Origin of the sequence: Nonomuraea sp. NPDC052265 (assembly GCF_044547985.1) — a bacterium.
GTDB lineage: Bacteria > Actinomycetota > Actinomycetes > Streptosporangiales > Streptosporangiaceae > Nonomuraea.
In genome coordinates this window covers 36,624-61,834 of record NZ_JBIUBJ010000017.1, presented here as the reverse complement: position 1 = coordinate 61,834, position 25,211 = coordinate 36,624, and the positions used below count along the sequence as shown (strand labels likewise).

Genomic DNA, 25,211 nt, shown 5'->3' with positions numbered 1-25,211 from the left:
CCCGCTAGGCCATCCACGGGGGCACGGTGCGGTCCGTGCCCTTGGGGGCCAGGTCACAGGCGTCGGGCGCGGACTCGCCGCTGGGGTTGTAGACCTCGACCCCCGCGGGCGCGACCACGATCGAGACGAACCCGCGCTCGGGGTCGGCGAACATCTGCCGGCTCACGTCGGCCGGCAGGACCATGGTGTCGCCCGGCCCCACCTCGAACCGCTCGCCGCCCAGCTCGACGACCGCGCCGCCCTCCAGCCAGGTCCACACCAGCTCGCCGTCGGCGGCGTGCACCGGGCCCTCCATGCCGGGGTCGGCGTCCACCCGCCACATGGCCTGCCCGGCCCGGCCCTGGGTGGGCGAGGCGAGCGTGGTCATCAGGCCGTTGGGCGTACGGACTTCACGGGCGTCGGCGGACATCACAACAGGCATCACACGAACTCCTTGTTCTCGGCCGGGCACGGCTCCGCGCCCGTTCTGGTGGTGGTCACGCGATCCACGGCGGGGTGCCGACGTCGGTGCCGCCGGCGAAGGCCCTGGCGCCGGCGGCGGCGGTGACTACGGCCGTGTAACCGGCGTCCGCGTCGGCCAGCACCCTGCGCGCGACATTGGGGGGCATGACGACGGTGTCGCCCGCGCCCACCGTGAACCGCTCGTCGCCCAGCTCGACGGTGGCCCCGCCGGAGAGCCAGCTCCACACCTGCTCGCTGTCGAAGTCGTGCAGGGGCCCTTGGGCGCCCGGCTTCGCGTCGACCCGCCAGAGCGAGCGCGAGGCCCCGCCCTGCGTCGGCGAGGCGAAGGTGGTCATGACCCCGCCCGGCGTCTCGGAGCGCCGGGAATCCGCGTCACGAATGACAGACACGTTCGAACCCCTTAAGATAGGTAACTACGTTGTCTATATAGTTAACCAGGTTGTCTATCGTGTCAAGCGACACCCCAGGCTTCGAACTGCCTCTACGACTTCTGCTCGCCTTCCGTACGCTCATCGACGAGCTGCACGCCGAGCTGGCCCGCCAGGGCCATCCGGACATCCGCCCGACCCATGGGTTCGTCATGCAGGCGATCGGCCCTCGCGGCACGACCGCCGTCGAACTGGGCCGTACGCTGGGCGTCTCCAAGCAGGCCGCGGGCAAGACGATCGAGACCCTGGAACGCGTCGGCTACGTCGAGCGCACCAGGGACGACTTCGACACCCGGCGCAAGATCGTGCGCCTCACGCCCCACGGCATGGACGCGCTCGACCGCTCAGCCCGGATCTTCGACGACCTGCGCGCCCGATGGGCCGCCGAGCTGGGCGAGGACCGCCTGCGGGCCCTGGAGTCGGACCTGCGCAGGATGACGCCGGCGAACGTGTGGCGCCTGGACACGCCAGGCTGGTTCGCCGGCCTCTGAGAGGGTCGGGCGGCGGGGGTCAGGCGGCCAGTTGCAGGCCGAGGCTGGTGAGGTTCGTACGGGCCCAGGCCAGCTCCTCGGCCAGCAGCGACACCAGCGCGCCCGGCCCCTTCGCGCGCCCCGGCACGAACAGGTTGTGCGTCTCGACCTCGATGTGCGCGCTCCCGCTGACCGCGCCCGACAACATCGCCGTCAGCGTGTCGTGCAGCACCGCGCCGGTGCTCGGCGTCTCGCCCGTGTGGTTGTGCACGTGGCCCAGCTTGACGACGGGCGCGCCGGCCTTCGCCAGGCCCTTCAGCGCCGCGCCGGGCTCCTCGGCCCCGCAGGCGAGGTGACAGGCGTCCAGGCACACGCCCAGGTGCTCGGAGTCGATGCCGCCCACCCGCTCCAGCGCCTGCTCGGTCGTCTCCAGGACGCACCCCGGCCACGGCTCGAACCCGACCCTGATGGTCTTGCCGGTCACGCTGTAGATGCCGCGCAGCTCGCGAGCCAGCCGCTCCAGGCGGCGCGTGGCGATGGCGTGCAGGTCGGCGGGCCAGTCTCGGCGCCAGCCGATCGGGATCGTCGAGATGCTGCCGAACCGTACGTCGTCGGGCAGCAGGAACGCCAGGATCTTGGCCAGCGCCATGGTGTAGCGGTAGCGCTCGGGCTTGGCCCAGTCGGGGCCGGGGACCTCCTGGTTGCGGCCGCCGGTGCCGTTCAGGCTGACGACCTCCAGGCCGCGCTCCTCCAGGGAGCGGCGCAGCCGTACGAGCTCGATGCGGTCGGCCGTGAGGTGATCGGCGACGCCGGGCGACAGCCACAGCCCGATGCCCATCCGCTCCACGCCCAGCCTCTTGCGCACCGGCACCGCGTAGCGGGTCAGGTGGGCGATCAGGTTCTCCAGGTCCTCGGCAGGATGGATGCCTGCGTTGTAGGCGAGGTGAACGAGCGTTCCGTCGTTGTGACGCAGGCGCATCGGTTCCTCCACGGCTTGCTTGAGTGTTCCCGTCGCCCGCCTCAGACGCGCGAACCCTGTGTGAGCATGCCTGCTTCCGGGTGACGCACGCGTCCGCCCTGAGTTGATTCCTTGCTACTCCCCAGGGAGCAGCCCTGACTCTAGGAACAGGCTCTTGCGGATCACTTGGATGAGACTTGGCGATGCTCTACGCAGTGTAGTACTACTCCCGGTGGCGGCGTACCCAACCATCCAACAATTACGCAACAACCCCCATCCCCACCCAGGACGGCAGGTCCCGGCGTCCCAACGGCCGCCGAGCCGCGCGCGGGACGGGGGCTCGGCGGCCCTCAGCGGCGGTCAGGGGGGCCACGAAGCCGGGATACGTGCGGCGTGACGGTGGCCGGCCATGTGCGGGCTCGGATCCCGTCTCCCTGGAAGCCCTCAGCCGGGTACGGCGTCTGGTTCATCCGGCCCCGCCGTGCGGAATGAGCGCCTGAGAGGTACGGCGCGGGGCCTGGACATGCGAAAACCCCCGCCGGGGCGGGGGTTTTCGGTGGTGGATCGATCAGTGCTGGATCGGCGCGGCGATCGCCGCCGCCGAGTCCGGGACCGCCGTGACGGACTCGCCCTTGAAGACGAACGTGGCGTTGTCGCCCTCGCCCTCGATCGTCACCTTCACGACCTGCCCCGGACGGAGCTCGCCGTAGAGGATCTTCTCGGACAGGGAGTCCTCCAGCTCGCGCTGGATCGTACGGCGCAGCGGCCGCGCGCCCATGACCGGGTCGTAACCGCGGTCGGCCAGCAGCTGCTTGGCCTCGGGCGAGACGTCGAGCCCCATGTCGCGGTCCTTCAGCCTGGAGTCCACCTGGGCGAGCATCAGATCGACGATCTTGATGATCTCGTTCGGCGTCAGCTGGTGGAAGACCACGATGTCGTCGACACGGTTGAGGAACTCGGGCCGGAAGTGCTGCTTGAGCTCCTCCTGGACCTTCGCCTTCATCCGCTCGTAGTTGGACTCGGTGTCGTTGGACTTCGCGAACCCGACCCCGATGCCCTTGGAGATGTCACGGGTGCCGAGGTTGGTGGTCATGATGATGACCGTGTTCTTGAAGTCGACCACGCGGCCCTGGGCGTCGGTCAGGCGACCGTCTTCCAGGATCTGCAGCAGCGAGTTGAAGATGTCGGGGTGGGCCTTCTCGATCTCGTCGAACAGGACCACGGAGAACGGCTTGCGCCGCACCTTCTCGGTGAGCTGGCCGCCCTCCTCGTAGCCGACGTAGCCGGGAGGCGAGCCGAACAGCCTGGAGACGGTGTGCTTCTCCATGAACTCCGACATGTCCAGGCTGATCAGAGCGTCTTCGTCACCGAAGAGGAACTCCGCCAGAGCCTTGGACAGCTCGGTCTTACCGACACCGGACGGGCCCGCGAAGATGAACGAGCCACCGGGACGGCGCGGGTCCTTCAGACCGGCGCGGGTACGCCGGATGGACCGCGACAGACCCTTGATGGCGTCGTCCTGGCCGATGATCCGCTTGTGGAGCTCGTCCTCCATGCGCAGCAGGCGCTGGGACTCCTCCTCGGTCAGCTTGAAGACCGGGATGCCGGTGGCGGTGGCCAGGACCTCGGCGATGAGCTCCTGGGTGACCTCGGCCACGACGTCCATGTCGCCGGCCTTCCACTCCTTCTCCCGGCGCTCGCGCTTGAGCTGGAGCTGCTTCTCCTGGTCGCGGAGCGCAGCGGCCTTCTCGAAGTCCTGCGCGTCGATCGCGGACTCCTTGTCGCGACGGACGTTGGCGATCTTCTCGTCGTACTCGCGCAGGTCCGGCGGAGCGGTCATCCGGCGGATGCGCATCCGGGAACCGGCCTCGTCGATGAGGTCGATCGCCTTGTCGGGCAGGTAGCGGTCGCTGATGTAGCGGTCGGCCAGCTGCGCGGCGGCCACCAGGGCGTCGTCGGTGATGGACACGCGGTGGTGGGCCTCGTAGCGGTCGCGCAGGCCCTTGAGGATCTCGATCGTGTGGCTGAGAGAGGGCTCGGCCACCTGGATCGGCTGGAAGCGGCGCTCCAGCGCGGCGTCCTTCTCCAGGTACTTGCGGTACTCGTCGAGGGTGGTGGCGCCGATCGTCTGCAGCTCGCCACGGGCCAGCATCGGCTTGAGGATGCTGGCGGCGTCGATCGCGCCCTCGGCGGCGCCCGCGCCGACGAGCGTGTGCAGCTCGTCGATGAACAGGATGATGTCGCCGCGCGTGCGGATCTCCTTGAGCACCTTCTTCAGGCGCTCCTCGAAGTCACCGCGGTAGCGGGAGCCGGCGACCAGGGCGCCGAGGTCAAGCGTGTAGAGCTGCTTGTCCTTCAGCGTCTCGGGCACCTCGCCCCTGACGATCTTCTGCGACAGGCCCTCGACGACGGCGGTCTTGCCGACGCCGGGCTCGCCGATCAGCACCGGGTTGTTCTTGGTCCTCCGGGAGAGGACCTGCATGACCCGCTCGATCTCCTTCTCACGGCCGATGACCGGGTCGAGCTTGCCCTCGCGGGCCGCCTGGGTCAGGTTACGGCCGAACTGGTCGAGCACCAGGGACGTGGACGGCGCCGACTCCTGGGGACCGCCCGCGGCGGCCGGCTCCTTGCCCTGGTAACCGTGGAGCAACTGGATGACCTGCTGCCGGACACGGTTGAGATCAGCTCCAAGCTTGACCAGCACCTGGGCGGCCACACCCTCACCCTCGCGGATGAGCCCGAGCAGGATGTGCTCGGTGCCGATGTAGTTGTGGCCCAGTTGCAAAGCCTCACGGAGCGACAGCTCGAGGACCTTCTTGGCCCGCGGGGTGAACGGAATGTGCCCCGACGGAGCCGACTGGCCCTGGCCGATGATCTCCTCGACCTGCTGGCGCACACCCTCAAGGCTGATGCCGAGGCTCTCCAGAGCCTTGGCGGCTACGCCCTCACCTTCATGGATCAAACCAAGAAGAATGTGCTCAGTGCCGATGTAGTTGTGGTTGAGCATCCTGGCCTCTTCTTGGGCCAAGACGACAACACGCCTCGCTCGGTCGGTGAACCTCTCGAACATCTCGTCGCTCCTCACAGAGCGGTCAGTCAGGCCGGTAAATCCGGTCCCGTCATCCCGCATGCTAGCCCTGGCTCGGCGAACCGTGCCCACTGCCGCTGACACGCTCTATAGCAGAGACGTTCCCCGAGAGCAGGGCGTTCACCCTCTATCCAACTACTGTTCGGGGGTGACGTGTTCCCGATACGCCGCAAGCGAACGATGTTTAGGCGCTTCCCGGAAGCGCCTGGAATTCGACGCCCGCGGCCCAGGGCGGACCAACACGGATCGGCCATCGGACGCTGGGGCGAAGCCGGCCTTGGGTGCCCGCCCGCCCATGCATCGCGGATGCCCGCGCCCGTAGCTGTTACGTAATCATCGTATGTCCTGCGCCAAACCGAGTCCAAGCGCGGACGCTACGCCCTGAGCACAACTCGGCACGGAACGCATGCCGCGCGTATTCCCCATCGGGTCAGCCGGGTTACCGATCCGCCGCCGCCACAGGGTCCCGCGACGGGACAATGGGCGGCACATGGGAGAGGCCGCCGGATTTCCATCGAGCCCCACCAGCCGCACGACCACGTTTTGCGGTCGTCCGCGACTCCTCCCCCCGAGAACCGCGCAGAAGCTCGGAGAACCCCGCAGATGCCCGTAAGAAGGCGGAACGGAAGAGAGCAGGGTACGGGCGTACCAGAAGGGCCGGGAGACCGGTTTGTGTGGCGGAGCGTCACGGCTTTGCGCGTACGCCGCAGGAGCCGGGAACGGGATCATTGCGGCGGGTGACGACATTGGCCCGGTCCCGCCGTAGGTGACGACGAAGACGCGGCCCGGCCGGGCGCCCGGAAAATGACACGGACGCCGCCGCAAAGCCCGGAACGTTCCGCTCTCCCACAAGACGCCTTCCACGGCGACCCAAGAGAGAGCAATACGCCCACATTTGGGCGATTTAGAAGATCAACAATGGACGGGGAGATTCGCGAACTCCCCACAAAAACGATCATGCGCTTATGGCGCTCGCCGGGGTCCTAGGCGAACGGCATAAGCGCATGGTCAGGAGATGGCTCTCTCGACGAGGCTCAGTGAGCCGCTTCGTACTTCTCCACGACGGTGGAGGCGATCCGGCCGCGCTCGCTGACCGGCAGGCCGTGAGCCTTGGCCCACTGCCGGATCTCCGAGCTCTTCTCGCGGCTCATCGCACGGTTGCCGCCGCGACCACGGCGACGGGCGGACACGGCTCCTGCCCTGCGGGCGTGCTGCACGAAAGGCGTGAGTGCGTCCCTCAGCTTCTTGGCGTTAACGTCGCTGAGGTCAATCTCATAGGAGGAGCCGTCAATAGCGAAGCTGACCGTCTCATTGGCCTCGCCCCCATCGAGGTCATCGATGAGAATCTCCTGGATCTGCTTGGCCATCTACGCAATCCTTTCCCGGAGCATTGTTTCATTCGCTCGCCCAAACATATACCCGGAAAGGCGCGGAGACAATTCAGCGCTACGGGGATTCGGCTGACCGGCAGATCAGTTCTGGTTCTCGGCCCGATCCTGGTGGTTTGACCGACGTCCGGCGGCCTCGGATCGCAGCAACTTCACCGCGCCAAAGATGAAGGCACCGCCGACCACGACCGGGGGGATGAGCGCTGACAATACGTCTGTTACGGCTTCCATTCGTCCTCGCCTCCAGGGCTAGCAGGGTTTCGGGGGCGCTTAATGCGCATCCCGGCGCGACCTGCGGGAGCACGCCGGACGCTCATGACGCCTAGGTGACAACTCACCCGGAACCGACCATAGCCACACACAGTCGCCCTCAGGGAGCAGGGGCACCGACATCCGGCAACCCGGACGCCCCATAGCCTAATGCCAGTCTCTCCAGGCTCCTTACCGGATCAAGGGAAAATTTTGCGAAAAGGCATCTTCCCAGGTGCGGATGCCTCAACGAAGATCTTTTACCACCCGCGTTCCGGCCAGCCTGTCATGCGGCCCGCGCTCCAACGGCTTGTCGATCAGGATGAGCAGACCGACGCCGAACAGCAGCATTCCGGCCAGCAGATTGACCACCGGAATGCCCATCAGCATGACAGGCCCGGGATAGACCAGAGCCCGTTTCAGCAGGGCCCGGCGCGGCAGGTCGTCCGGCGCCAGGCGAATCCTCATGATCGCCTGACCGAAGGTCCGCCGGCGCAGGCAATGGGCCCGCCAGTCATAGGCCGTATAACACAGGCCGGCCAGGAACCACGCGAAGAGCCCCGGGAGCCGCCCGCCGAACGCCTCCAACATCCCGACAGTTCGGAAGATGCCCCACAGCGCGATGAACAGAATGTAATAGAAGACCCCGAAGACCAGCGCCTCAATGAAGCGGGCGGCGAGGCGTTCCCACCATTCCGCGGGCACGGTGCCCGCCCGCGACGGTGTCCCGGCCATATCCCACCTCACGCGGTCGGCGGTCGTACCCCCATTTTGGTACGCCCCGCACACACAAAACAGAGGCCGGCGGGAAGCCGGCCCCTGTTTTACGCTGACGCGGGATTACTTGATCTTCACGACCACCGTGCCCGCGAACTTGTCCGCGAACGTCTGCTGCAGCGGCTTGTCCCACAGCTGCGAGGCGCCGTTGACCGCGACGCACACCCAGCCGAGCAGCGCACCCAGGATCGGGATGATGCTGAGGATGTAGCCACCCCAGGTGACGCCGGCGCGCTTGATCGCCATGTCGGTCGCGAGCCCGCCCGGAGGCATGGCCTGGCCCACCGGGACGACCTTGATCCCCATGACCAGCTTGCCGACCGTCTGGCCGTTGGCCTTGGTCATGAAGAACTCGTAGACCACCCAGATGGCGGTCGTGACGATCGTCGACAGGATGGCGATGACGAAGCCCGACAGGAAGCCGGAGGTCGAGCCGGTCGCCGAGTCGTAACCGATCGCGAACAGGCCCAGGATCAGGCCGATCACGAAGTTCACGATCCCGAGGATGACGCCGTCGATGATCCTCGCGACCAGACGCTGCCACCACTCCGCCAGGGGGGCCGGAGCGCCCGGGGGCTGCACGCCGACGGGCTGACCGTAGGGCTGGCCGTAGCCGGGCTGGCCGTAGGGCTGCGACTGCTGCTGCTGGCCGTATGCCTGGCCGTACTGCTGCTGGTCGCCGTACTGCTGCTGGCCGTAACCCTGCTGGTCGCCGTACTGCTGCTGGCCGTAGCCCGGCTGCTGACCGTACTGGGGCTGCTGGCCGTAGCCCTGCTGCCCCGCTGCGGCCTGCTGACCGTACTGGGCTTCCTGGCCGTAGCCGGGCTGGGCCTCCTGGCCGTAGCCGGGCTGGGCCTCCTGGCCGTAACCGGGCTGGGCGTACTGCTGGCCCGATGACTGCGGCTGCTGGCCGTAACCCTGCTGGCCCGAGGCGGCCTGCTGACCGTACTGGGCCTCCTGGCCGTAGCCCTGCTGCTGGCCGTAGCCGGGTTGCGACTGCTGACCGTAGTCGGGTTGCGACTGCTGGCTGTAGTCGGGCAGCGACTGGGGCTGCTGGCCGTACTGGGGCTGCTGGCCGTAGCCCTGCTGCCCCGAGGCGGCCTGCTGACCGTACTGGGCCTCCTGGCCGTAGCCGGGCTGGGCCTCCTGACCGTAACCGGGCTGGGCGTACTGCTGGCCCGAGGACTGCGGCTGCTGGCCGTAACCCTGCTGGCCCGAGGCGGGCTGCTGGCCGTAGCCCTGCTGACCGTACTGCGCTTCCTGGCCGTAGCCCTGCTGTCCGTAGCCCTGCTGGGCGGAGGACTGCTGGCCGGAGGACTGCGGCTGCTGGCCGTAGCCCTGCTGGCCCGTGGCGGCCTGCTGGCCGTACTGGGCCTCCTGGCCGTAGCCGGGCTGGGTGTACTGCTGGCCCGAGGACTGCGGCTGCTGGCCGTAGCCCTGCTGCTGGCCGTAGCCCTGCTGCTGGCCATATCCCTGCTGCTGGCCGTACTGGGGCTGCTGGCCGGAGCCCTGCTGCTGACCGTACTGCTGCGGTTGCTGACCATATTGGGGTTGCTGGCCATAGCCCTGTTGCTGCTGCTGGCCATATGGGGGCTGGCCGTAGGCGTCGTCCGCCCGGTAGCCGACCACAGTCACGTCCGGGTCGGGTTCACCGGGGCGACGGCCCTGGTGCTGCCCGTACTCGGGGTTCTCGCCGGATTCGTCCTGTGGATACGGCGGCTGTCCGGTGCTCACCGTGTCACCTCGCTTCGAGTGCGCATGTGGCACGTGTCAGGACACATGCCTGTGCTGCCCAACGTATCGACATAGGTATCAACAATCACCTTTCCAAGTGGTCAAGGTCCGCGTCACCCGATGTCAGATGCAGCAGCATGCGGGTGTTGCCAAGGGTGTTCGGTTTGACGTGCTCCAGATCAAGGAACTCCGCCACACCCTCGTCGTACGAGGCCAGCAACTCGGCGTAGACCTCGGGTGAGACCGGTGTGCCCTGGATGGGGCGGAAACCGTGCCTCGCGAAGAAGTCGACCTCAAAAGTCAGACAGAATACACGCCGCAGCCCCAGATCCTTCGCCTGCCGGACGAGTGCCGAGACGATCCGATGCCCGACCCCCGTTCCCCGGCACGCGGGATCGACCGCCACCGTACGGACCTCGGCGAGGTCCTCCCAGAGCACGTGGAGCGCGCCGCAGCCGACGACCTCCCCGCTCCGCTCGGCCACCCAGAACTCCTGGACGTCCTCGTACAGCGTGACCGTGGCCTTCTCCAGGAGCCGCGGCCCCGCGCCCGCGTAGGTGTCCACGAGACGCCTGATCGCGCGCACGTCGGGCGTGCGGGCACGCCTGACCACGACCGCGGTCTCGGGGACTGCCACTTCGGCCACCTGCTCCATGGCTCTCCAGGGTACAGATCTCATTACGGCTCAGCCCTAAATCCCACGTCTCGGGCATCTCATCACATGCCGTGGTCAGATGAACACGCACTGACTTGGAGCCTTCCTCCAGCCCTCAGCCCCCCAAATGCTGGACAAAAGGTGCAGAAGCCCGCTTCCGTACGGCTACCCACGAGATCACCTTGTGACCCTTCAGTTGTGAAACCTCTACAGACTCGGCAGTTCCGGTTGAGCGTGAACCCGGAGTGCATTAGTGTCCAGCGACGATGTTCTCCGCGTAATGCGCGCGGAAAGACACGCCCAATTCCCGCGAGGGAAGCCGGGGAACCACCGGTGGCGAGCACCTCGCGCCACCACTCGGGGTGAATCCGATCATCTCGGTAGGGCTGCTCCGGCCCGAACCCGTCAGCTAACCCGGCCGGCGTCGATGAGAGGAGCTTGGTTGGTGAAGCGGACGCTCGACCGCGGAGGGAAGTCGGGAGGCAGGCACGCCCGCCCCCGGGAACAGGCCGGGCGCTCACGGCGCCTCGGCGTCATCGGCGCCGCCGTCGCCGCGATCCTGTTCGCCGTCCCCGTCGGTTCCGCCGCCGCCGACCCGAAACCGTCGCTCTCCGACCTGGCCGACCAGGTCGAGAAGATGCACGAAGAGATCGAGACGCTGACCGAGGAGTACAACGGGCAGCGCGAACGGCTGAAGGCCGCGCAGAAGGCCAACGACGCCGCCCAGAAGATCCTGGCCACCAGCGAGTCCGACCTGGCCGCCAAGCGCGCCAGGGCCACGTTGCTGGCCCAGAACGCCTACATCACCGGCGGCCTGGACAAGGCCCTGGTCTTCGCCCAGTCCGACGACCCCGAGACCTTCCTCGACCGGGCCGCGACCACGTACGCGCTCGAACAGCAGCAGGGCGAGGAGGTCAACCAGCTCGCCAAGGCCATGGAGGCCGCCGAGCGGGCCAGGGCCGGCGCCAAGACCCGCATCGCCGAGGTCCAGAAGCTCGTCAGCGATCTGGAGGGCAGGCGCTCGAAGATCACCAAGCTGGTCACCAAGGTCGAGAGCAACCTCTACCGGCGGGCCGTCGGCGAGGCCGGCCGGCCCGGCACCCGCGCCGTACGCGTCAACCTGCCGGTCATCGGCGACGGCAAGGCCGCCCAGGCCGCCAAGTGGGCCCTCACCCAGCAGCTCAAGCCGTACGTGTGGGGCGCGGAAGGGCCGCGCTCCTACGACTGCTCCGGCCTGGTGATGGCCGCCTACCAGCGCGTGGGCATCTCGCTCCCCCACTACACCGGCGACCAGTGGACGGCCGGCACGCACGTCGACCGCGACGAGCTCCGCCCCGGCGACCTGGTCTTCTTCTACAGCGACCTGCACCACGTCGGCATCTACATCGGCGGCGGCATGATGGTCCACGCCCCGCAGACGGGCGACGTCGTGCGGATCGCCTCGATCGACAGGCGGCCGTTCGCCGGCGGCGTGCGCATCGCGGACTGATCGGCGAACCACTTCGGACCGCGCGCCGCTAGATGAGCTGGCGGCGCGCCGCCCAGGCCACGGCCTCGATCGCCGTGGCCACGCCTATGCGGTCGCAGATGCCTCGCAGTCTCCGGCGCACGGTCCGTCCGCTGATATCCAGCCGTCTGCCGACCCGGTCGACGGTCACTCCTCTGGCCAGCTCAGCCAGTAACGCCAAATCCGCGTGGCTCAGCTCAACGCCTTCAGTGAGCACATCCACCGGGAGCCCTCCCCCCAACAGCAGAACTTGGACCTTTCAGTCGAAGCAAAGCCGCTCGTCTCGGTGAAGGTAAACGCATCGTGGAAAGGTCGTCAAGCATGACAATCGGCGCCCTTGACCAGTGCTATTGACATGATCACTTATATGTGACGTACTCCGCATATGTCGGCACGCCATGACCCGCTATGAACGGTCCAAACGATCAATTCGGCGGCCCGGTCCCGCCGCCGATGAGCGCCACCGACCTGCTGGGTTTTGATCCCTCGGATCCGCAATTTGTGCGCGATCCGTACGTCCGATATCGCGAGCTGCGGGCGGCCGGGCCGATCTTCAGAACGCGCGGCGGGCTGCTCGTCGTGACCACGTACGAGCTGTGCGCGGCAGTGCTGCGCGACCCGGGGTTCGGTCACGGAACGTCCGCACCCGTGGCGGAAGAGGCAGGTCAGCCCGGCAGGTCGTTCCTGCTCATGGACCCGCCCGATCACACCCGGTTGCGTGGCCTCGTCAGCCGCGCGTTCACGCCGCGCATGGTGGAACGGCTCAGGCCGCGGGTCGAGGAGATCACCGCCGGACTGGTCGCGCGGCTGCCGGAGGAGGCGGAGCTGATTTCCGGCTTCGCCCACCCGCTGCCGGTGATGGTGATCAGCGAGATGCTCGGGGTGCCCCCGGAGGACCACGAGCGCTTCCGCGGATGGAGCGAGGCCCTTGCCCGCGGACTTGACCCGATGCTGACAGATGCCCTCATGTCGGAAACGGAGCGTTCCAGGAACGAGTTCCGCGACTACTTCCGCCGCCTGATCGCCCTGCGGCGCGACCGTCCCGGCGAGGACCTCCTGAGCGCCCTCGCGCACGTCGAGGAGCTGACCGAGGCCGAACTGCTGGCGACCTGCGTGCTGCTGCTCGTGGCCGGGCACGAGACCACCGTCAACCTCATCGCCAACGGCGTGCTGAATCTGCTGCGGCACGACCTGCTGCACCGAGCCGCCGAGCGGCCGAGGGAGGTGGTCGAGGAGGTGCTGCGCTTCGATCCGCCGGTCCAGCTCACCTCCAGGTTCGCGCTGGAGGACAGGGAGCTGGGCGGGACGCCGGTGCCCGCCGGCTCGGCCGTGCTCGTGCCCATCGGCGCGGCCAATCGCGATCCGGCCGCGTTCGCCGATCCCGACCGGTTCGACCCCGGCCGCGAGCCCGGCCGGCATCTCGCCTTCGGGCTCGGCCTGCACTTCTGCCTGGGGGCGACGCTGGCCAGGATGGAGGGCGAGATCGCGCTGTCCGCGCTGGCCGCGGCGGCGCCGAAGATGGAGGCCGCCGATCCGGAGCCTCCGTACAAGGAGAACGTGGTGCTGCGCGGGCTGGCCCGGCTGCCGGTGCGGCTCAGGCGGTAGCGTCGTAGCGTTCCCTGGCGGCCTCGACGTCCTCGATGTTCTCCTCGGCCCAGGTCTTGATGGCGGCCACCAGCGGCATCAGGCTCTCGCCCAGCGGGGTGAGCGTGTAGTCGACCCGCACCGGCACCTGCGGCGTGACCCGGCGCGCCACCAGGCCGTCGCGCTCCAGGCCGCGCAGGGTCTGGGTGAGCATCTTCTGGCTGACCCCCGCGATGTGCCTGGCCAGGTCGCTGTAGCGGCGCTCGCCGCGGGCCAGCGCGCTGAGCACCAGCGTGACCCATTTGTCGCTGAGCCGGTCGAGCAGCTTGCGGGAGGGGCATTCGGCGAAGTAGGCGTCGAAGGCCAGCCTGGCCTGGTCGCGCCGCTGCGCCGCCGTCGTGGTCGCCATCGTGTCACTCCTCGCCGAACCTTACGCACTTCCAGGTGCCTACTTACTGAAAGAGAGTAGCTCTTCCTAGGGTCGAGGGCATGACGAACATGCGCGCACTCATCGGCGGCTCCGGCGCTCCCCTGCTGGTGTCCGCGCCGTTGCCCGAGGCGGGGCCCGGCCAGGTACGGGTCAAGGTGGCGGCGGCCGGGGTCAACCCCTTCGACCTGGCCGTGGCGGCCGGGGCCCTGGCCTCGTACGGGCTGGCCAGGAAGCTGGACTCGTACGGGATCGGCTTCGACGCGGCGGGGACCGTGGACCAGGTGGGCCCCGGGACCTCCTTCACCGTGGGAGAGCAGGTCGTGGGGCTCAGCGCGCGGCTGGAGCTGCCGTACAAGGCGCAGGCCGAGTACGTCGTGCTGGACGCCCCGGCGGTGGCCCGCGCCCCGCGGAACGTGAGCCCCGTGCACGCCTCCACGCTGCCGCTGAACGGGCTCACCGCCTGGCAGGCGCTCTACCGTGCCGGCGTCGGCCCGGGCGGCACGCTGCTGGTCACGGGGGCGGCGGGGGCCGTCGGCGGCTACCTGGTCGAGCTGGCCGCCGTACGCGGGGTCAGGGTGGTGGCCGCCGCCGGCGCCGCGGACGAGGAGCTGGTACGCGGCTTCGGGGCGGAATGGTTCGTCCCCCGCGAGGAGGACCTGGCCGAGGCCGTACGGGCACGGGTCCCCGGTGGCGTGGACGCCGTCGTGGACGCGGCCGTGCTGGGCCTGCCCGCGCTCGACGCCGTACGGGACGGCGGGACCTTCGTGGCGCTCACGTCGGGGGCCGCGCCGGTGGCGCTGCGCGGGACGGACGTGGCCACCGTCCTCTTCCGCTCGGACGCCGGGCAACTCGCGGAGCTGGTACGCCTGGTCGAGGCCGGACGGCTGACGTTGCGGGTGGCCGGGACGTACCCGCTGGAGAAGGCCGCCGACGCCCACGCCCGCCTGGCGGAGGGCGGGCTGCGCGGGCGCCTCGTGCTGGTGCCCTGACCGCCCGGCCCGGCGCCCCGCGCATCGGCGGGGCACCGGACGGCGGCTCAGTGAGCGGGCTTGACCAGCGGGAACAGGATGGTCTCGCGGATGTTCTTGCCGGTGAAGGCCATGATCATCCGGTCGATGCCGGCGCCCATGCCACCCGTGGGCGGCATCGCGTACTCAAGGGCCTGGAGGAAGTCCTCGTCGAGCTGCATGGCCTCCAGGTCGCCGCCCGCGGCCAGCAGCGACTGCTCCACCAGGCGGTGGCGCTGGTCGATCGGGTCGTTGAGCTCGGAGTAGCCGGTGCCGAGCTCGGTGCCGAACCCGATCAGGTCCCACTTCTCGGTCAGCAGCGGGTTGTCGCGGTGGAGGCGGGCCAGCGGCGAGGTCTCCAGCGGGTAGTCCATGACGAACGTCGGCTGCACGAGCGTGTGCTCGACCAGTGCCTCGAACAGCTCCTGGACGAGCTTGCCCGACCCCCACTTGGGGTCCCAGTGGACCTCGCGGCGGTCGGCGATCCTCCGCAGCTCCTCAAGGGTGGTCTCGGTGGTGATCTCCTCGCCCACGGCGTCGGACACCAGGTCGTAGAGCCGGATCCGCGGCCACTTCTCCAGGCCGAGGTCGATCTCGACGCCGTCGTGCACGACCACGGTGGTGTCCAGGGCGGCCACGACGGCCTTCTGGTACATGCGCTGCGTCAGGTCGGCGATGTCGTTGTAGTCGAGATAGGTGCCGTAGGCCTCGAGCATGGTGAACTCGGGGTTGTGCGTGGAGTCGGCGCCCTCGTTGCGGAAGTTGCGGTTGATCTCGAAGACCTTCTCGACGCCGCCGACCACCAGCCGCTTGAGGTAGAGCTCGATCGCGATGCGAAGGTAGAGCTCCATGTCGTAGGCGTTGATGTGGGTCCGGAACGGCCGGGCCGTCGCGCCGCCGTGGATGGGCTGCAGCATCGGGGTCTCGACCTCTAGGTAGCCCTCCTCGTGCCAGAAGTCGCGCACCGCGCGCACGGTCGCGCTGCGCACCCGCGCCATGTTCCTGGCCTCGTCGTTGACGATGAGGTCGACGTAGCGCTGGCGCACCCGCGCCTCGGGGTCGGTGAGGCCGACGTGCTTCTCCGGCAGCGGGCGCAGGCACTTGGCGGTGATCTGCCAGCTGTCGGCGAGGATCGACAGCTCGCCGCGGCGCGAGGTGATGACCTCGCCGGTCACGCCGACGTGGTCGCCCAGGTCGACGTCGCGCTTCCAGGCCGCCAGGGACTCCTCGCCGACCTTGTCGAGCGAGATCATGACCTGCAGGTCGGCGCCGCCGTCGCGGAGCGTGGCGAAGCAGAGCTTGCCGCCCACGCGGTTGAGCATGACGCGGCCCGCGACCCCGACCGTCTCACCGGTGGCGGTGTCGGGCTCCAGGCCCTGGTGTTTCTCCTTGACCTCGGCGTTGGTCGCCGTGCGTGGGAAGTTCACCGGGTACGGGTCGACGCCCTCGCTGCGGAGGCGGTCGAGCTTTTCCCTCCGGATGCGCATCTGCTCTGGAAGTTCCTCGCTCACAACAACAAAGCGTAGGGGATACGGCGAACTGCAAGCGCTCGTGACGGTTCCCTGCAGGGGCGTTGCAAGGACCCTTTTGTACCAATGAGTCACGAGCTCCGAGGGGAGCCGGCAAGGAGCCGGCCCGAGAGGAGCTCCGGGAGAGATCATGATGAAGAAGATCGCGACGGGCATCCTCGCCATCGCCGCCACCAGCGCCGTGGCCCTGTCGCTTCCTTCGGCCGCCAGCGCCAGCACCGCCGACTTCGACGACTACTCCGACTACTGGGGCCCGGTGTACGCCAAGCACCACCTGGCCAAGGCCCAGGGTCACGTCGACGTCGAGTGGGACGAGGAGGACTCCAACGAGGTCCACGTCACCGGCCGGCTCTACGACCTGGACAACCGCGACTACGACGAGGGCGGCAAGTGCGCGTACGTGAAGTTCCAGGCCGAGGACTCCGACGGCGACTGGTCCACGGTCTACACCAGGAAGTACTGCGGCTTCCCGGGCTACAAGAAGTTCCACTTCGAGGAGAACGACGTCTTCACCCTGCGGGCCAAGGTCTGCCAGGTCCCCGAGCAGGGCACCTTCGCCACCAAGTGCGGGCCCTGGAGCGAGCTCTACAGCGCCGAGAGCGAGTGACCCTCGTAGCTGACACCACTACCGACGGGCGGCCCCCTTTCCGAGCGGGGGCCGCTTGTCACGTTCTAAGCGGTGTTCCGGTGATAAACCAGGCGCAGGCCGATGAGGGTCAGCCACGGCTCGTGCACGTCGATCGAGCGCGACTCGCCGACCACCAGCGCCGCGTGGCCGCCGGTCGCCACGACGGTCACCTCGTCGGGGTCCTCGGCCAGCTCGGCGGCCATGCGCTCGACGATGCCGTCGACCTGGCCGGCGAAGCCGTAGATGATGCCGGCCTGCAACGCCTCGACCGTGTTCTTGGCGATCACCGAACGCGGCCTGACCAGCTCGACCTTGTGCAACTGGGCGCCGGCGGCGGCCAGGGCGTCGACCGAGATCTCGATGCCGGGGGCGGTGACCGCCCCGACGTACTCGCCCTTGGCCGACACCGCGTCGAAGGAGGTGGCGGTGCCGAAGTCGACGATGATGCACGGGCCGCCGTACTGGTCGATGGCGGCCAGGGCGTTCACGATGCGGTCGCTGCCGACCTCCTTGGGGTTGTCCATGCGGACCGGCACGCCCGTGCGCACGCCGGGCTCCACGATCACCGCGGTGACGTCGCCGTAGTAACGGCGGCACATCTCCCGCATCTCGTTGAGCACGCTCGGCACGGTGGAGCAGATGGCGATGCCGCTGATGTCGGCGCCCTTGAGCAGCGGTGACTGGGCCAGCAGCCCCTGGAGCACGACGGCGATCTCGTCGGCGGTGCGGCGGGCGTCGGTGGCCAGCCTCCAGTGCTCGATGACGTCCTCGCCCTCGAACAGCCCCAGCACCGTGTGCGTGTTGCCGACGTCGATCGTGAGCAGCATCAATTACCCCCGCAAATCCAGTGCGATGTCCAGGGCCGGCGCCGAGTGGGTGAGCGCTCCCACCGCAAGGTAGTCAACGCCAGTTTCAGCCACATCACGAGCCGATTCCAAGGTCAATCCCCCACTCGCTTCAAGCGCAACCCTGTTTTTCGCCCGACTTTTCACGATTTGTACGGCATGTACGGTGTCCTCGACCGTGAAGTTGTCCAGCAGGATCTCCTCGGCGCCCTCGTCCAGCAGGGGCTCCAGCTGGTCGAGCCGATCGATCTCCACCTCGATCGGCACCTCGGGATAGCGCTCCCGCACCGCCCGGTACGCCTCGGCCACGCCACCGGCCGCCACGACGTGGTTGTCCTTGATCAGGGCCGCGTCCGACAGCGACATGCGGTGGTTGACGCCGCCGCCACAGCGCACGGCGTACTTCTCCAGGGAGCGCAGGCCCGGCAGGGTCTTGCGGCTGTCGCGCACCCGCGCCCGCGTGCCCTCGATCGCGGCCACCCACCTGGCGGTCAGCGTGGCCACCCCGGACAGGTGGGTGAGCAGGTTGAGCGCGGTGCGCTCGGCGGTCAGCACGGCCCGCGTCGGGCCCTCGACCGTCATCAGCACGTCGCCGGCCGCGACCCGCTCGCCGTCCTTGGCCCGCCGCTCGGCCCGGCCGACGCCCAGCCGGAGGAAGACCGCCTCGGCCACGGCCAGCCCGGCCACCACGCCGTCCTTGCGGGCCACCACGTCCCCGGCCGAACGCTGCTCGGCCGGGATCGTGGCCAGGCTGGTCACGTCGCCGGCCTCCTGGAGGTCCTCTTCGAGCGCGCGGTCGATCAGCGCGTCGATCTCGGCCGGGTCGAGCCCGGCGGCGGTCAGCTCCTGCGCCAGGCGCGGCGGCATCGCGTCGCCGTGCGGGGTGTACGTCATGCGAAGGCCCTCCTCGGTCAGGGTCACGTCCAGGTGGCCCAGCCACTCATTGTCGTCCCGGCTCTCGTGGTCCTCGCGCCAGTGGGAGCCGCGCGTCTCCAGCCGGGCCGCCGCCACGCCGGTCAGGACGGCGCCGACGGTGAGGAGGTTGGTCACCTCCCAGGACTCGGTGCAGGGGGGCACCTCGACGGGCGTCCAGAGCGCGTCGCGCAGCGCCTTCGACGTGGCCTGCAGCGACGCGCGGCTGCGCAGCACCCCGGCCCCGGCGCTCATGTGCGACTGGAGCCTGGCCCTGACCCTGGGGTCCACCAGGCTCTTCGCGACCGGCCCCGGAACCGGCTCGCCCGGCTCGGGACGCGTCCGGTGGATGTCCTCGGCGATGCGCTCGGCGAAGACCAGGCCCTCGAGGAGCGAGTTCGAGGCCAGCCGGTTGGCGCCGTGGACGCCGGTGCAGGCGACCTCACCACAGGCGTACAGGCCCTCGATCGAGGTACGGCCGGACAGGTCGGCGCGCACGCCGCCGCTCGCGTAGTGGGCGGCCGGGGAGACGGGGATCGGCTCGGTGACCGGGTCGATGCCGTGTTCCCGGCAGATGGCGTAAATGGTGGGGAAGCGACTCTCCCACTTGTCCCTGCCGAAGTGGCGGCCGTCGAGGAAGACGTGGTCGCGGCCGGTCTCGCCCATGGTCCTGGTGATCGCCTTGGCCACGACGTCGCGCGGCGCCAGGTCGGCCAGCTCGTGCACGCCCTGCATGAACCTGTTGCCCTCGTGGTCCACGAGGACGGCGCCCTCGCCCCTGACCGCCTCGGAGATCAGCGGCTGCTGGCCGGTCGAGCCCTCGCCCAGCCACAGCACGGTCGGGTGGAACTGCACGAATTCGAGGTCGCGCACGACCGCCCCCGCCCTGAGCGCGAGCGCCACGCCGTCGCCGGTGGACACGACCGGGTTGGTGGTGGCGGCGTAGACCTGGCCCATGCCGCCGGTGGCCAGCACCACCGCCCGCGCCCGGACCGCCCCGACGCCGTCGCGCGCGCCCTCGCCCATGACGTGCAGGGTCACTCCCCTGGCCCGGCCGTGTGCGTCCTTGAGCAGGTCGAGGACCAGCGCGTGCTCGATCACCTCGATCGATCCGGCGCGCACCGCCTCGACCAGCGCCCGCTGCACCTCGGCGCCCGTGGCGTCGCCGCCGGCGTGCACGATCCTGTGGCGCCGGTGCCCGCCTTCCCTGGTGAGCTGGAGCTCGCCGTCGGGGGTGCGGTCGAACCGGGCGCCGCGGTCCATGAGCCGCCGCAGCGCGCCCGGCCCTTCGGTCACGAGGGTCCGTACGGCCCTGACGTCGCACAATCCGACTCCGGCGAGCAAGGTGTCGCTCAGGTGCTCGTCCGGGGTGTCGCGCGGGTCGAGCACGGCGGCGATGCCCCCCTGGGCCCACTTGGTGGACCCGGCGGACAGCACGTCCTTGGTGACGACCAGGACCTTGGCCGCGGGGTCCAGCTCGGCATACCGCAGCGCCACGGTCAGGCCCGCGACGCCGGAGCCGACGACGACCACGTCCGCGTCGACGGTCCATCCGGGTTCGGGGGCGGTCAGACGCAGGGGAATCGCCGGTGCACTCATGGGGGTCTCCTCACTGAGGCGATTTCGTCACTATGACGATAACGCCTGCCGCAGCGTGGACATGCCCCGGGGGCGCCGTACGGATCAGGGGCGAAGGCTCAGGACGACGTTGTCGATCAGCCGGGTGCCGCCCACCCGGGCCGCCACGGCGAGCACGGCCGAGCCCTCGTAGGAGTCGTCGACCTCCTTGAACGTGGCCGGATCGACCAGCGCCAGGTAGTCGAGGTCGAGGTCGGGCCCGGCCTCGTCGAGCACCGCGCGGGCGGTGGACCGGATCGCGCCGGCGGTCAGCTCGACCGCGCCCGCCCGCAGGGCGCGGGACAGGGCCAGCGCGACCGTGCGGTCGTGGGCCGACAGGTAACGGTTGCGGCTGGACAGGGCCAGACCGTCGGGCTCGCGTACGGTGGGCGCACCGACGATCTCGATGGGCAGGTCGAGGTCGGCCACCATGCGGCGGATGACGGCGAGCTGCTGGGCGTCCTTCTGGCCGAAGATCGCCAGGTCGGGGCGTACCAGGTTGAACAGCTTGAGCACCACCGTCAGCACGCCGTCGAAGTGGCCCGGCCTGGAGGCGCCCTCGACGATCGAGCCCATCTCCCCCGCCCAGACGCTCACCTGGCGGTCGGGGCGGTACATGTCCTCCGGCGAGGGCGCGAACACGACGTCGACGTCCTCCTCCCGGCACACGTCGAGGTCGGCGTCGAATGTACGGGGATAGCGTGAAAAATCCTCGTTTGGCCCGAATTGCAGGGGGTTGACGAAGATGCTGACCACGACGTGGTCGGCGCGTACCCGGGCGGCCCTCATCAGCGACCGGTGGCCCTCGTGCAGCGCGCCCATGGTCGGGACCAGCGCCACCCGGCCCGTGCCCCGTGCCTTCACCAGGTCGTCCCGGTTGCCGGCCACGATCAGATCCATTGCTGCCCTCCACACCCGACGGTCAGGTCCATATATTGCCCCCAAGCGCGTCGAGCAGCCGCTCCGCCTCCTCCGGTTTGAGCAGCCCCGCGGCCAGCGCCCGGTCGGCGGTGAGCCGGGCCAGCGCGATGTAGGCGTCGGCGGCCTCCGGAGCGGCCAGGATCAGCGCGTCGACGTGTTTGCGGACCGTGCCCGCGTCGCCACGGACGACCGGCCCGGTCAGCCCGGCGATGCCCAGCCGGAGCACGTTGTCGAGCGCCGCGCCGAGCAGCGGGCCCAGCATCCGGCCCGGGTGCTCGACGCCGATGCGCCGCAGCAGCTCCTCGGACTCGGCGATGAGCGTGACCATGTGGTTGGCGGCGTTGGCCAGGGCCGCGTGGTAGAGCGCGCGGTCGCTCTCGGCGATCCAGACCGGCTCGCCGCCCATCTCGATCACCAGGGCCTCGGCGACGGGTCGCAGCAGGTCGGGCGCGGTCACGCCGAACGAGATGCCGGTGATCTTGTTGAGGTCGTCGTCCCGGCCGGTGAAGGTCATGACCGGGTGGAGCGCGAGCGGCAGCGCCCCCGCCGCGGCGGCGGGGGCGAGCACCGACAGGCCGTACGCGCCGCTGGTGTGGACGAGCAGCTTGCCCTTGAGGTCGGCGCCCGTGCGGGCCAGCCCGGCCACGAGGTCGGGCAGCGCGTCGTCGGGGACGGTCAGCAGGATGAGCTGGGCGGCGGCCACCACCTCGTCGGGCCGCGTCAGCTCGACCCCGAGCCGGTCGGCGGCCCATCTGCGCGAGGTGTCGGAGACCCCGCTCGCGGCCACGATCCGGTGGCCCGCCTGCGCCAGCGCGGACCCGAGCGCGGAGCCGACCTTGCCCGCGCCGAGCACGCCGACGGTCAGCCGTGCCGGGCGATCACCTGCGTCCATGACGTCTCACCCCTGTCGACCGTGATGGCACTGCCGACCAGCGTAACCGGCGGGCGGGGGCCGACAGGTCGCGGGCCGACGAACACGGTCCGGCATGTCCGCCGCTTTACCGCCTGTTGAGTTAACGACAAATGCGACAAGGGCATACGAATCATGCACCCCCTGTCGAAAGAGATGAGGAGAGGGGTCCACGCACGACGACGGGCGCCGAGTCCTGACAACCCGACGCCCGCCTGGATGCGACCTCTTGGAGGTGCACTGACCGGTCATCCGCCGACTGACCGGCCGGGATCAGAGCCCGGACCGCGCGCGAGCGGTCCGGGCTCTCCCTGCCTCAGCGGCTGTAGACCGCGGTGTTCGGGCTCCCCTGGCAGCCGTTGATCGGAACCGCCTGGATGCCGATGTTGTTGCCGCAGACGGGCACGACGGCGGTGATGGGGAGGTGGATCGGGCTGCCGCTCAGGATGCCGTTGTTGCCGTGGGTGACATCGTCGGCGTACGCGGGGGCCGCCAGGGCCAGGAGGGCGATGGCACCTGCCATGACCAGAGTCTTCTTCACGGGGGGGCTCCTCTCAGTCTGCGGCCGTAGGGCCGCAACGCTTTGGTGGAGCGATCCGGCTCGCCGCTTACCGCGGGTGGGCGAAACGCAGTCGCTCGGTGACAGTACGTAAACGTTAGCGCAATGTAGCGACCAAGTGTAGTCAATCAATGACTTAGCGTGTTGATCGCTGGAGTCATGAGATAGTCAGCCTCATGTGGCTCACCTGGCGCGCCGCGACCGAACGCGCGCTCTACGGCGAGGAGGGCTTTTACCTCCGCGAACGCCCCTCGGGCCACTTCCGCACCTCGGTCGGAGCGTCGGCCGTGTTCGCGGAGGCTGTCCTTGCCCTGCTGGCGGAGGTGGACTCCGAGCTCGGCTCCCCCGAGCGGCTCGACCTGGTCGACATCGGCTCGGGCGAGGGGGTGCTGGTCAGCCGCATCCTCTCGGCGGCCGAGCCCGCCCTTCGCGACCGGCTCCGGGTCACCTGCGTCGACCTGTCGCCCAGGCCCGCCGGGCTGCCCGAGCGGGTGGGGTGGAGCCGCTGCCTGCCCTCCAGCATCACCGGCCTGGCCATCGCCAACGAGTGGCTCGACAACATCCCGCTCGACGTGGCCGAGCAGACCTCGGGCGGCCCCCGTCTGGTCATGGTCAACACCAGGACCGGCGAGGAGCGTCTCGGCGGCCCGCTGCGGCCCGCCGACCGCGAATGGCTCGACCGCTGGTGGCCGCTGCCGCACGTGGGCACCCGCGCCGAGATCGGCCGTCCCCGCGACGACGCCTGGGCCTCCGTTCTGGTACGCCTCGCCCATGGCCGGGCGATAGCCGTGGATTATGCACACCCTGTGGATAACCGACCGCTCTGTGGCACGCTGACCGGTTACCGCGACGGCGCGGTCGTCGCCCCCGTACCCGACGGGACCTGCGACATCACCGCCCACGTCGCCCTCGACGCGTGCGCCGAGGCCGGACGGCGGGCCGGCGCGATATCCACAACCTTGTCCACACAGCGTGACATGCTGCGGGCGCTGGGCCTCACCGGCGCCCGGCCGCCGGTCGACCTCGCCGGCACCGATCCGCGCGGCTACGTACGCGCGTTGTCGAGGGCGTCGGAGGAGGCCGAGCTGATCGATCCGACCGGGCTCGGCGGGTTCGGCTGGCTCAGCCAGAGCCGGTGACGTCGAGGTCGAGCGAGCGCAGGCCGCGGATGACGAAGCCGGGCTTGTAGACCGGCTCCGCGCGCAGCTCGATCGTCCCGACCCGGTCCAGCAGCGCGGTGAACGACTCCGTCAGCTCGATCCTGGCCAGCGGCGCGCCCAGGCAGAAGTGGATGCCCGCGCCGAAGGAGATGTGCGGGTTGTCCGGGCGGCCCAGGTCGAGCCGGTCCGGGTCCTCGAACACCTCGGGGTCCCTGTTGGCCGAGCCGAACAGGCAGGCTACCTCCGAGCCGCGCGGGATCCGCACGCCGTGGACCTCGATGTCCTCCAGCACCCAGCGCTCGAAGAGCTGGAGCGGGGTGTCGTAGCGCAGCAGCTCCTCGATGGCGGTCGGCAGCAGCGAACGGTCGGCGCGCAGCCGGGCCAGCTCGCCGGGGTTCTTCAGCAGGGCCCGCCAGCCGTTGCCGGTGACGTTGACCGTGGCCTCGTGGCCCGCGTTGAGCAGCAGGACGCAGGTGCCGGCCAGCTCGTCGAGGGTCAGCTCGGGGATCGCGGCCAGGGCGCTGACCAGGTCCTCGCCGGGGTTGGCCACCCGCTCGCGGGCCAGGTCCTTCAGGTAGGCCTCGAACTCCTCGGCCGCGCGCACCGCCTGGTGCTGGGTCTCCGGGCTGGGGTTGAGCTCGTACATGCCGCACATGTCGGCCGACCACGGGCGCAGCAGGTGGCGGTCCTGATCGGGGACGCCGAGCATCTCGGCGATGACCGTGACCGGCAGGGGCTCGGCGACCTCGGCGATCAGGTCGCCGCCGCCCTTCTCGACGTACGCGTCGATCAGGCCCTCGGCGATGGCCCGGACCCGCGGGCGCAGCGACTCGACCATGCGCGGCGTGAACGCCTTGGAGACCAGCCGGCGCAGCCTCGTGTGATCCGGCGGCTCGACCTCCAGCATGCCGTTCCTGCTGACCCGCCAGAAGGCTTCCTGGAACTCCGGCGCGGGCTGCCGGCCGAACTCCTCGTGCGTGGCGACGTGGGTGTAGTCGCGGCCAAGCCGGCGGTCTCTGAGCAGCGCGTTCACGTCCGCGTGCCGGGAGATCAGCCACTGGTCGGACGGCTCGAAGTAGCGTACGGGCGCCTCGCGCCTCAGCTCGTCGTACGCCGGATAGGGGTCGACGACGAAATCCGGATTCCAGGGATCAAAGCGCACTATTTCATCTTATGAGACGGGCTGACCTGCCGGGCTTGCGAATCAGGCCCGGGTGTCGGTTATAGTGCCGTCGTAGGTCATGAGTGCCAGCGACAAGCCCCGGCTAGCTGGCCGGCAACCCTCGCGTCCGCGGCGGGGTGCCCCGGGTGAAGACCTGGTCCGTCACGAGGTGTGGCGGGCAAGCGCGGGCTCCGTGGCTGCTTCCAGGGGTCCGACCGACCCCGTGAGGAG

The 25,211-nt window shown here is 69.5% G+C and carries 23 protein-coding genes and 2 riboswitches; of the genes, 6 read left to right on the top strand and 17 right to left on the bottom strand.

What is annotated here, in order from left to right; all coding sequences use genetic code 11:
- Positions 1-4: 4 nt before the first annotated feature.
- Positions 5-421: a cupin domain-containing protein gene (locus ACIHAD_RS36290; protein WP_397359241.1), complete on the bottom strand. Its 417-nt coding sequence runs from the start codon at positions 419-421 to the stop codon at positions 5-7.
- Positions 422-476: 55 nt separating this feature from the next.
- The gene (locus ACIHAD_RS36285; protein WP_397359240.1) at positions 477-851 is read right to left on the bottom strand and encodes a cupin domain-containing protein; all 375 of its coding nucleotides are present in this window, start codon (positions 849-851) and stop codon (positions 477-479) included.
- Between the two features lie 59 nt (positions 852-910).
- Between ACIHAD_RS36285 and ACIHAD_RS36280 the strand changes: the two genes are divergently transcribed.
- Entirely contained in the window at positions 911-1,381 is a 471-nt protein-coding gene (locus tag ACIHAD_RS36280; protein ID WP_397359239.1) for a MarR family winged helix-turn-helix transcriptional regulator, read from the top strand.
- Between the two features lie 19 nt (positions 1,382-1,400).
- Here ACIHAD_RS36280 and ACIHAD_RS36275 read toward each other — a convergent pair whose 3' ends face one another.
- The 6 genes from ACIHAD_RS36275 to ACIHAD_RS36250 form a co-directional block, all read right to left on the bottom strand.
- Positions 1,401-2,339: a sugar phosphate isomerase/epimerase family protein gene (locus ACIHAD_RS36275; protein WP_397359238.1), complete on the bottom strand. Its 939-nt coding sequence runs from the start codon at positions 2,337-2,339 to the stop codon at positions 1,401-1,403.
- A 547-nt stretch (positions 2,340-2,886) separates the two neighbouring features.
- Entirely contained in the window at positions 2,887-5,388 is a 2,502-nt protein-coding gene (locus ACIHAD_RS36270) for an ATP-dependent Clp protease ATP-binding subunit (protein WP_397359237.1), read from the bottom strand.
- Positions 5,389-6,440: 1,052 nt separating this feature from the next.
- A complete protein-coding gene (locus tag ACIHAD_RS36265; RefSeq protein ID WP_125641669.1) occupies positions 6,441-6,773 on the bottom strand; it encodes an Lsr2 family protein in 333 nt (110 codons plus the stop codon).
- A gap of 516 nt (positions 6,774-7,289) precedes the next feature.
- Positions 7,290-7,778, bottom strand: a complete 489-nt coding sequence (locus tag ACIHAD_RS36260) for an RDD family protein (RefSeq protein ID WP_397359236.1) — start codon at positions 7,776-7,778, stop codon at positions 7,290-7,292.
- 105 nt (positions 7,779-7,883) lie between these two features.
- A complete protein-coding gene (locus ACIHAD_RS36255; RefSeq protein ID WP_397359235.1) occupies positions 7,884-9,554 on the bottom strand; it encodes an RDD family protein in 1,671 nt (556 codons plus the stop codon).
- Positions 9,555-9,639: 85 nt separating this feature from the next.
- Positions 9,640-10,209 carry an amino-acid N-acetyltransferase gene (locus ACIHAD_RS36250; RefSeq protein WP_397359234.1) on the bottom strand — a complete coding sequence of 190 codons (570 nt, stop codon included), beginning with the start codon at positions 10,207-10,209 and terminating at the stop codon, positions 9,640-9,642.
- A gap of 287 nt (positions 10,210-10,496) precedes the next feature.
- Positions 10,497-10,648: riboswitch (cyclic di-AMP (ydaO/yuaA leader) on the top strand.
- 6 nt (positions 10,649-10,654) lie between these two features.
- Here ACIHAD_RS36250 and ACIHAD_RS36245 point away from each other — a divergent pair.
- Positions 10,655-11,698 carry an NlpC/P60 family protein gene (locus ACIHAD_RS36245; RefSeq protein WP_397359233.1) on the top strand — a complete coding sequence of 348 codons (1,044 nt, stop codon included), beginning with the start codon at positions 10,655-10,657 and terminating at the stop codon, positions 11,696-11,698.
- A gap of 28 nt (positions 11,699-11,726) precedes the next feature.
- On the opposite strand, the gene ACIHAD_RS36240 is transcribed toward ACIHAD_RS36245, so the two are convergent.
- Entirely contained in the window at positions 11,727-11,939 is a 213-nt protein-coding gene (locus ACIHAD_RS36240) for a LuxR C-terminal-related transcriptional regulator (RefSeq protein WP_132597751.1), read from the bottom strand.
- 185 nt (positions 11,940-12,124) lie between these two features.
- Here ACIHAD_RS36240 and ACIHAD_RS36235 point away from each other — a divergent pair, with 185 nt between their 5' ends.
- Positions 12,125-13,321: a cytochrome P450 gene (locus ACIHAD_RS36235; protein ID WP_397359232.1), complete on the top strand. Its 1,197-nt coding sequence runs from the start codon at positions 12,125-12,127 to the stop codon at positions 13,319-13,321.
- On the opposite strand, the gene ACIHAD_RS36230 is transcribed toward ACIHAD_RS36235, so the two are convergent.
- Entirely contained in the window at positions 13,311-13,709 is a 399-nt protein-coding gene (locus ACIHAD_RS36230) for a winged helix-turn-helix transcriptional regulator (protein ID WP_397359231.1), read from the bottom strand. The genes ACIHAD_RS36235 and ACIHAD_RS36230 overlap by 11 nt on opposite strands.
- Positions 13,710-13,789: 80 nt before the next feature.
- Between ACIHAD_RS36230 and ACIHAD_RS36225 the strand changes: the two genes are divergently transcribed.
- A complete protein-coding gene (locus ACIHAD_RS36225) occupies positions 13,790-14,719 on the top strand; it encodes an NADP-dependent oxidoreductase (RefSeq protein ID WP_397359230.1) in 930 nt (309 codons plus the stop codon).
- A gap of 47 nt (positions 14,720-14,766) precedes the next feature.
- Here ACIHAD_RS36225 and lysX read toward each other — a convergent pair whose 3' ends face one another.
- On the bottom strand, positions 14,767-16,248 hold the full coding sequence (gene lysX / locus ACIHAD_RS36220; RefSeq protein ID WP_397359229.1) for a bifunctional lysylphosphatidylglycerol synthetase/lysine--tRNA ligase LysX: 1,482 nt from the start codon (positions 16,246-16,248) through the stop codon (positions 14,767-14,769).
- 148 nt (positions 16,249-16,396) lie between these two features.
- Here lysX and ACIHAD_RS36215 point away from each other — a divergent pair, with 148 nt between their 5' ends.
- Entirely contained in the window at positions 16,397-16,873 is a 477-nt protein-coding gene (locus ACIHAD_RS36215) for a hypothetical protein (protein ID WP_397359228.1), read from the top strand.
- Positions 16,874-16,938: 65 nt separating this feature from the next.
- Here ACIHAD_RS36215 and ACIHAD_RS36210 read toward each other — a convergent pair whose 3' ends face one another.
- From ACIHAD_RS36210 to ACIHAD_RS36190, 5 genes are all read right to left on the bottom strand, one after another.
- Positions 16,939-17,721, bottom strand: a complete 783-nt coding sequence (locus ACIHAD_RS36210; RefSeq protein ID WP_397359227.1) for a type III pantothenate kinase — start codon at positions 17,719-17,721, stop codon at positions 16,939-16,941.
- A 3-nt stretch (positions 17,722-17,724) separates the two neighbouring features.
- Positions 17,725-20,250: an L-aspartate oxidase gene (locus tag ACIHAD_RS36205; RefSeq protein ID WP_397359226.1), complete on the bottom strand. Its 2,526-nt coding sequence runs from the start codon at positions 20,248-20,250 to the stop codon at positions 17,725-17,727.
- An 84-nt stretch (positions 20,251-20,334) separates the two neighbouring features.
- Positions 20,335-21,168, bottom strand: coding sequence for a pantoate--beta-alanine ligase (gene panC, locus ACIHAD_RS36200; protein WP_397359225.1), 834 nt, complete (start codon positions 21,166-21,168; stop codon positions 20,335-20,337).
- Positions 21,169-21,190: 22 nt separating this feature from the next.
- Positions 21,191-22,081: a Rossmann-like and DUF2520 domain-containing protein gene (locus ACIHAD_RS36195; RefSeq protein WP_397359224.1), complete on the bottom strand. Its 891-nt coding sequence runs from the start codon at positions 22,079-22,081 to the stop codon at positions 21,191-21,193.
- A 334-nt stretch (positions 22,082-22,415) separates the two neighbouring features.
- Positions 22,416-22,640, bottom strand: coding sequence for a chaplin family protein (locus ACIHAD_RS36190; protein WP_352358570.1), 225 nt, complete (start codon positions 22,638-22,640; stop codon positions 22,416-22,418).
- Positions 22,641-22,834: 194 nt separating this feature from the next.
- On the opposite strand from ACIHAD_RS36190, the gene ACIHAD_RS36185 reads away from it, so the two are divergent.
- Positions 22,835-23,797, top strand: coding sequence for an SAM-dependent methyltransferase (locus ACIHAD_RS36185; protein WP_397359223.1), 963 nt, complete (start codon positions 22,835-22,837; stop codon positions 23,795-23,797).
- Here ACIHAD_RS36185 and ACIHAD_RS36180 read toward each other — a convergent pair.
- The gene (locus ACIHAD_RS36180) at positions 23,781-24,980 is read right to left on the bottom strand and encodes a cytochrome P450 (RefSeq protein ID WP_397359222.1); all 1,200 of its coding nucleotides are present in this window, start codon (positions 24,978-24,980) and stop codon (positions 23,781-23,783) included. The genes ACIHAD_RS36185 and ACIHAD_RS36180 overlap by 17 nt on opposite strands.
- A gap of 75 nt (positions 24,981-25,055) precedes the next feature.
- A riboswitch (SAM riboswitch) is annotated at positions 25,056-25,171 on the top strand.
- Positions 25,172-25,211 lie beyond the last annotated feature (40 nt).

What these genes read in the sequence shown, in the direction of transcription:
- ACIHAD_RS36290 (WP_397359241.1), bottom strand. Translation starts at nt 421, where the DNA reads ATGCCTGTTGTGATGTCCGCCGACGCCCGTGAAGTCCGTACGCCCAAC.
- ACIHAD_RS36275 (WP_397359238.1), bottom strand. Translation starts at nt 2,339, where the DNA reads ATGCGCCTGCGTCACAACGACGGAACGCTCGTTCACCTCGCCTACAAC.
- ACIHAD_RS36270 (WP_397359237.1), bottom strand. Translation starts at nt 5,388, where the DNA reads ATGTTCGAGAGGTTCACCGACCGAGCGAGGCGTGTTGTCGTCTTGGCC.
- ACIHAD_RS36265 (WP_125641669.1), bottom strand. Translation starts at nt 6,773, where the DNA reads ATGGCCAAGCAGATCCAGGAGATTCTCATCGATGACCTCGATGGGGGC.
- ACIHAD_RS36260 (WP_397359236.1), bottom strand. Translation starts at nt 7,778, where the DNA reads ATGGCCGGGACACCGTCGCGGGCGGGCACCGTGCCCGCGGAATGGTGG.
- ACIHAD_RS36250 (WP_397359234.1), bottom strand. Translation starts at nt 10,209, where the DNA reads ATGGAGCAGGTGGCCGAAGTGGCAGTCCCCGAGACCGCGGTCGTGGTC.
- ACIHAD_RS36235 (WP_397359232.1), top strand. Translation starts at nt 12,125, where the DNA reads ATGAACGGTCCAAACGATCAATTCGGCGGCCCGGTCCCGCCGCCGATG.
- ACIHAD_RS36230 (WP_397359231.1), bottom strand. Translation starts at nt 13,709, where the DNA reads ATGGCGACCACGACGGCGGCGCAGCGGCGCGACCAGGCCAGGCTGGCC.
- ACIHAD_RS36225 (WP_397359230.1), top strand. Translation starts at nt 13,790, where the DNA reads ATGACGAACATGCGCGCACTCATCGGCGGCTCCGGCGCTCCCCTGCTG.
- ACIHAD_RS36215 (WP_397359228.1), top strand. Translation starts at nt 16,397, where the DNA reads ATGATGAAGAAGATCGCGACGGGCATCCTCGCCATCGCCGCCACCAGC.
- ACIHAD_RS36210 (WP_397359227.1), bottom strand. Translation starts at nt 17,721, where the DNA reads ATGCTGCTCACGATCGACGTCGGCAACACGCACACGGTGCTGGGGCTG.
- ACIHAD_RS36205 (WP_397359226.1), bottom strand. Translation starts at nt 20,250, where the DNA reads ATGAGTGCACCGGCGATTCCCCTGCGTCTGACCGCCCCCGAACCCGGA.
- panC (WP_397359225.1), bottom strand. Translation starts at nt 21,168, where the DNA reads ATGGATCTGATCGTGGCCGGCAACCGGGACGACCTGGTGAAGGCACGG.
- ACIHAD_RS36195 (WP_397359224.1), bottom strand. Translation starts at nt 22,081, where the DNA reads ATGGACGCAGGTGATCGCCCGGCACGGCTGACCGTCGGCGTGCTCGGC.
- ACIHAD_RS36185 (WP_397359223.1), top strand. Translation starts at nt 22,835, where the DNA reads ATGTGGCTCACCTGGCGCGCCGCGACCGAACGCGCGCTCTACGGCGAG.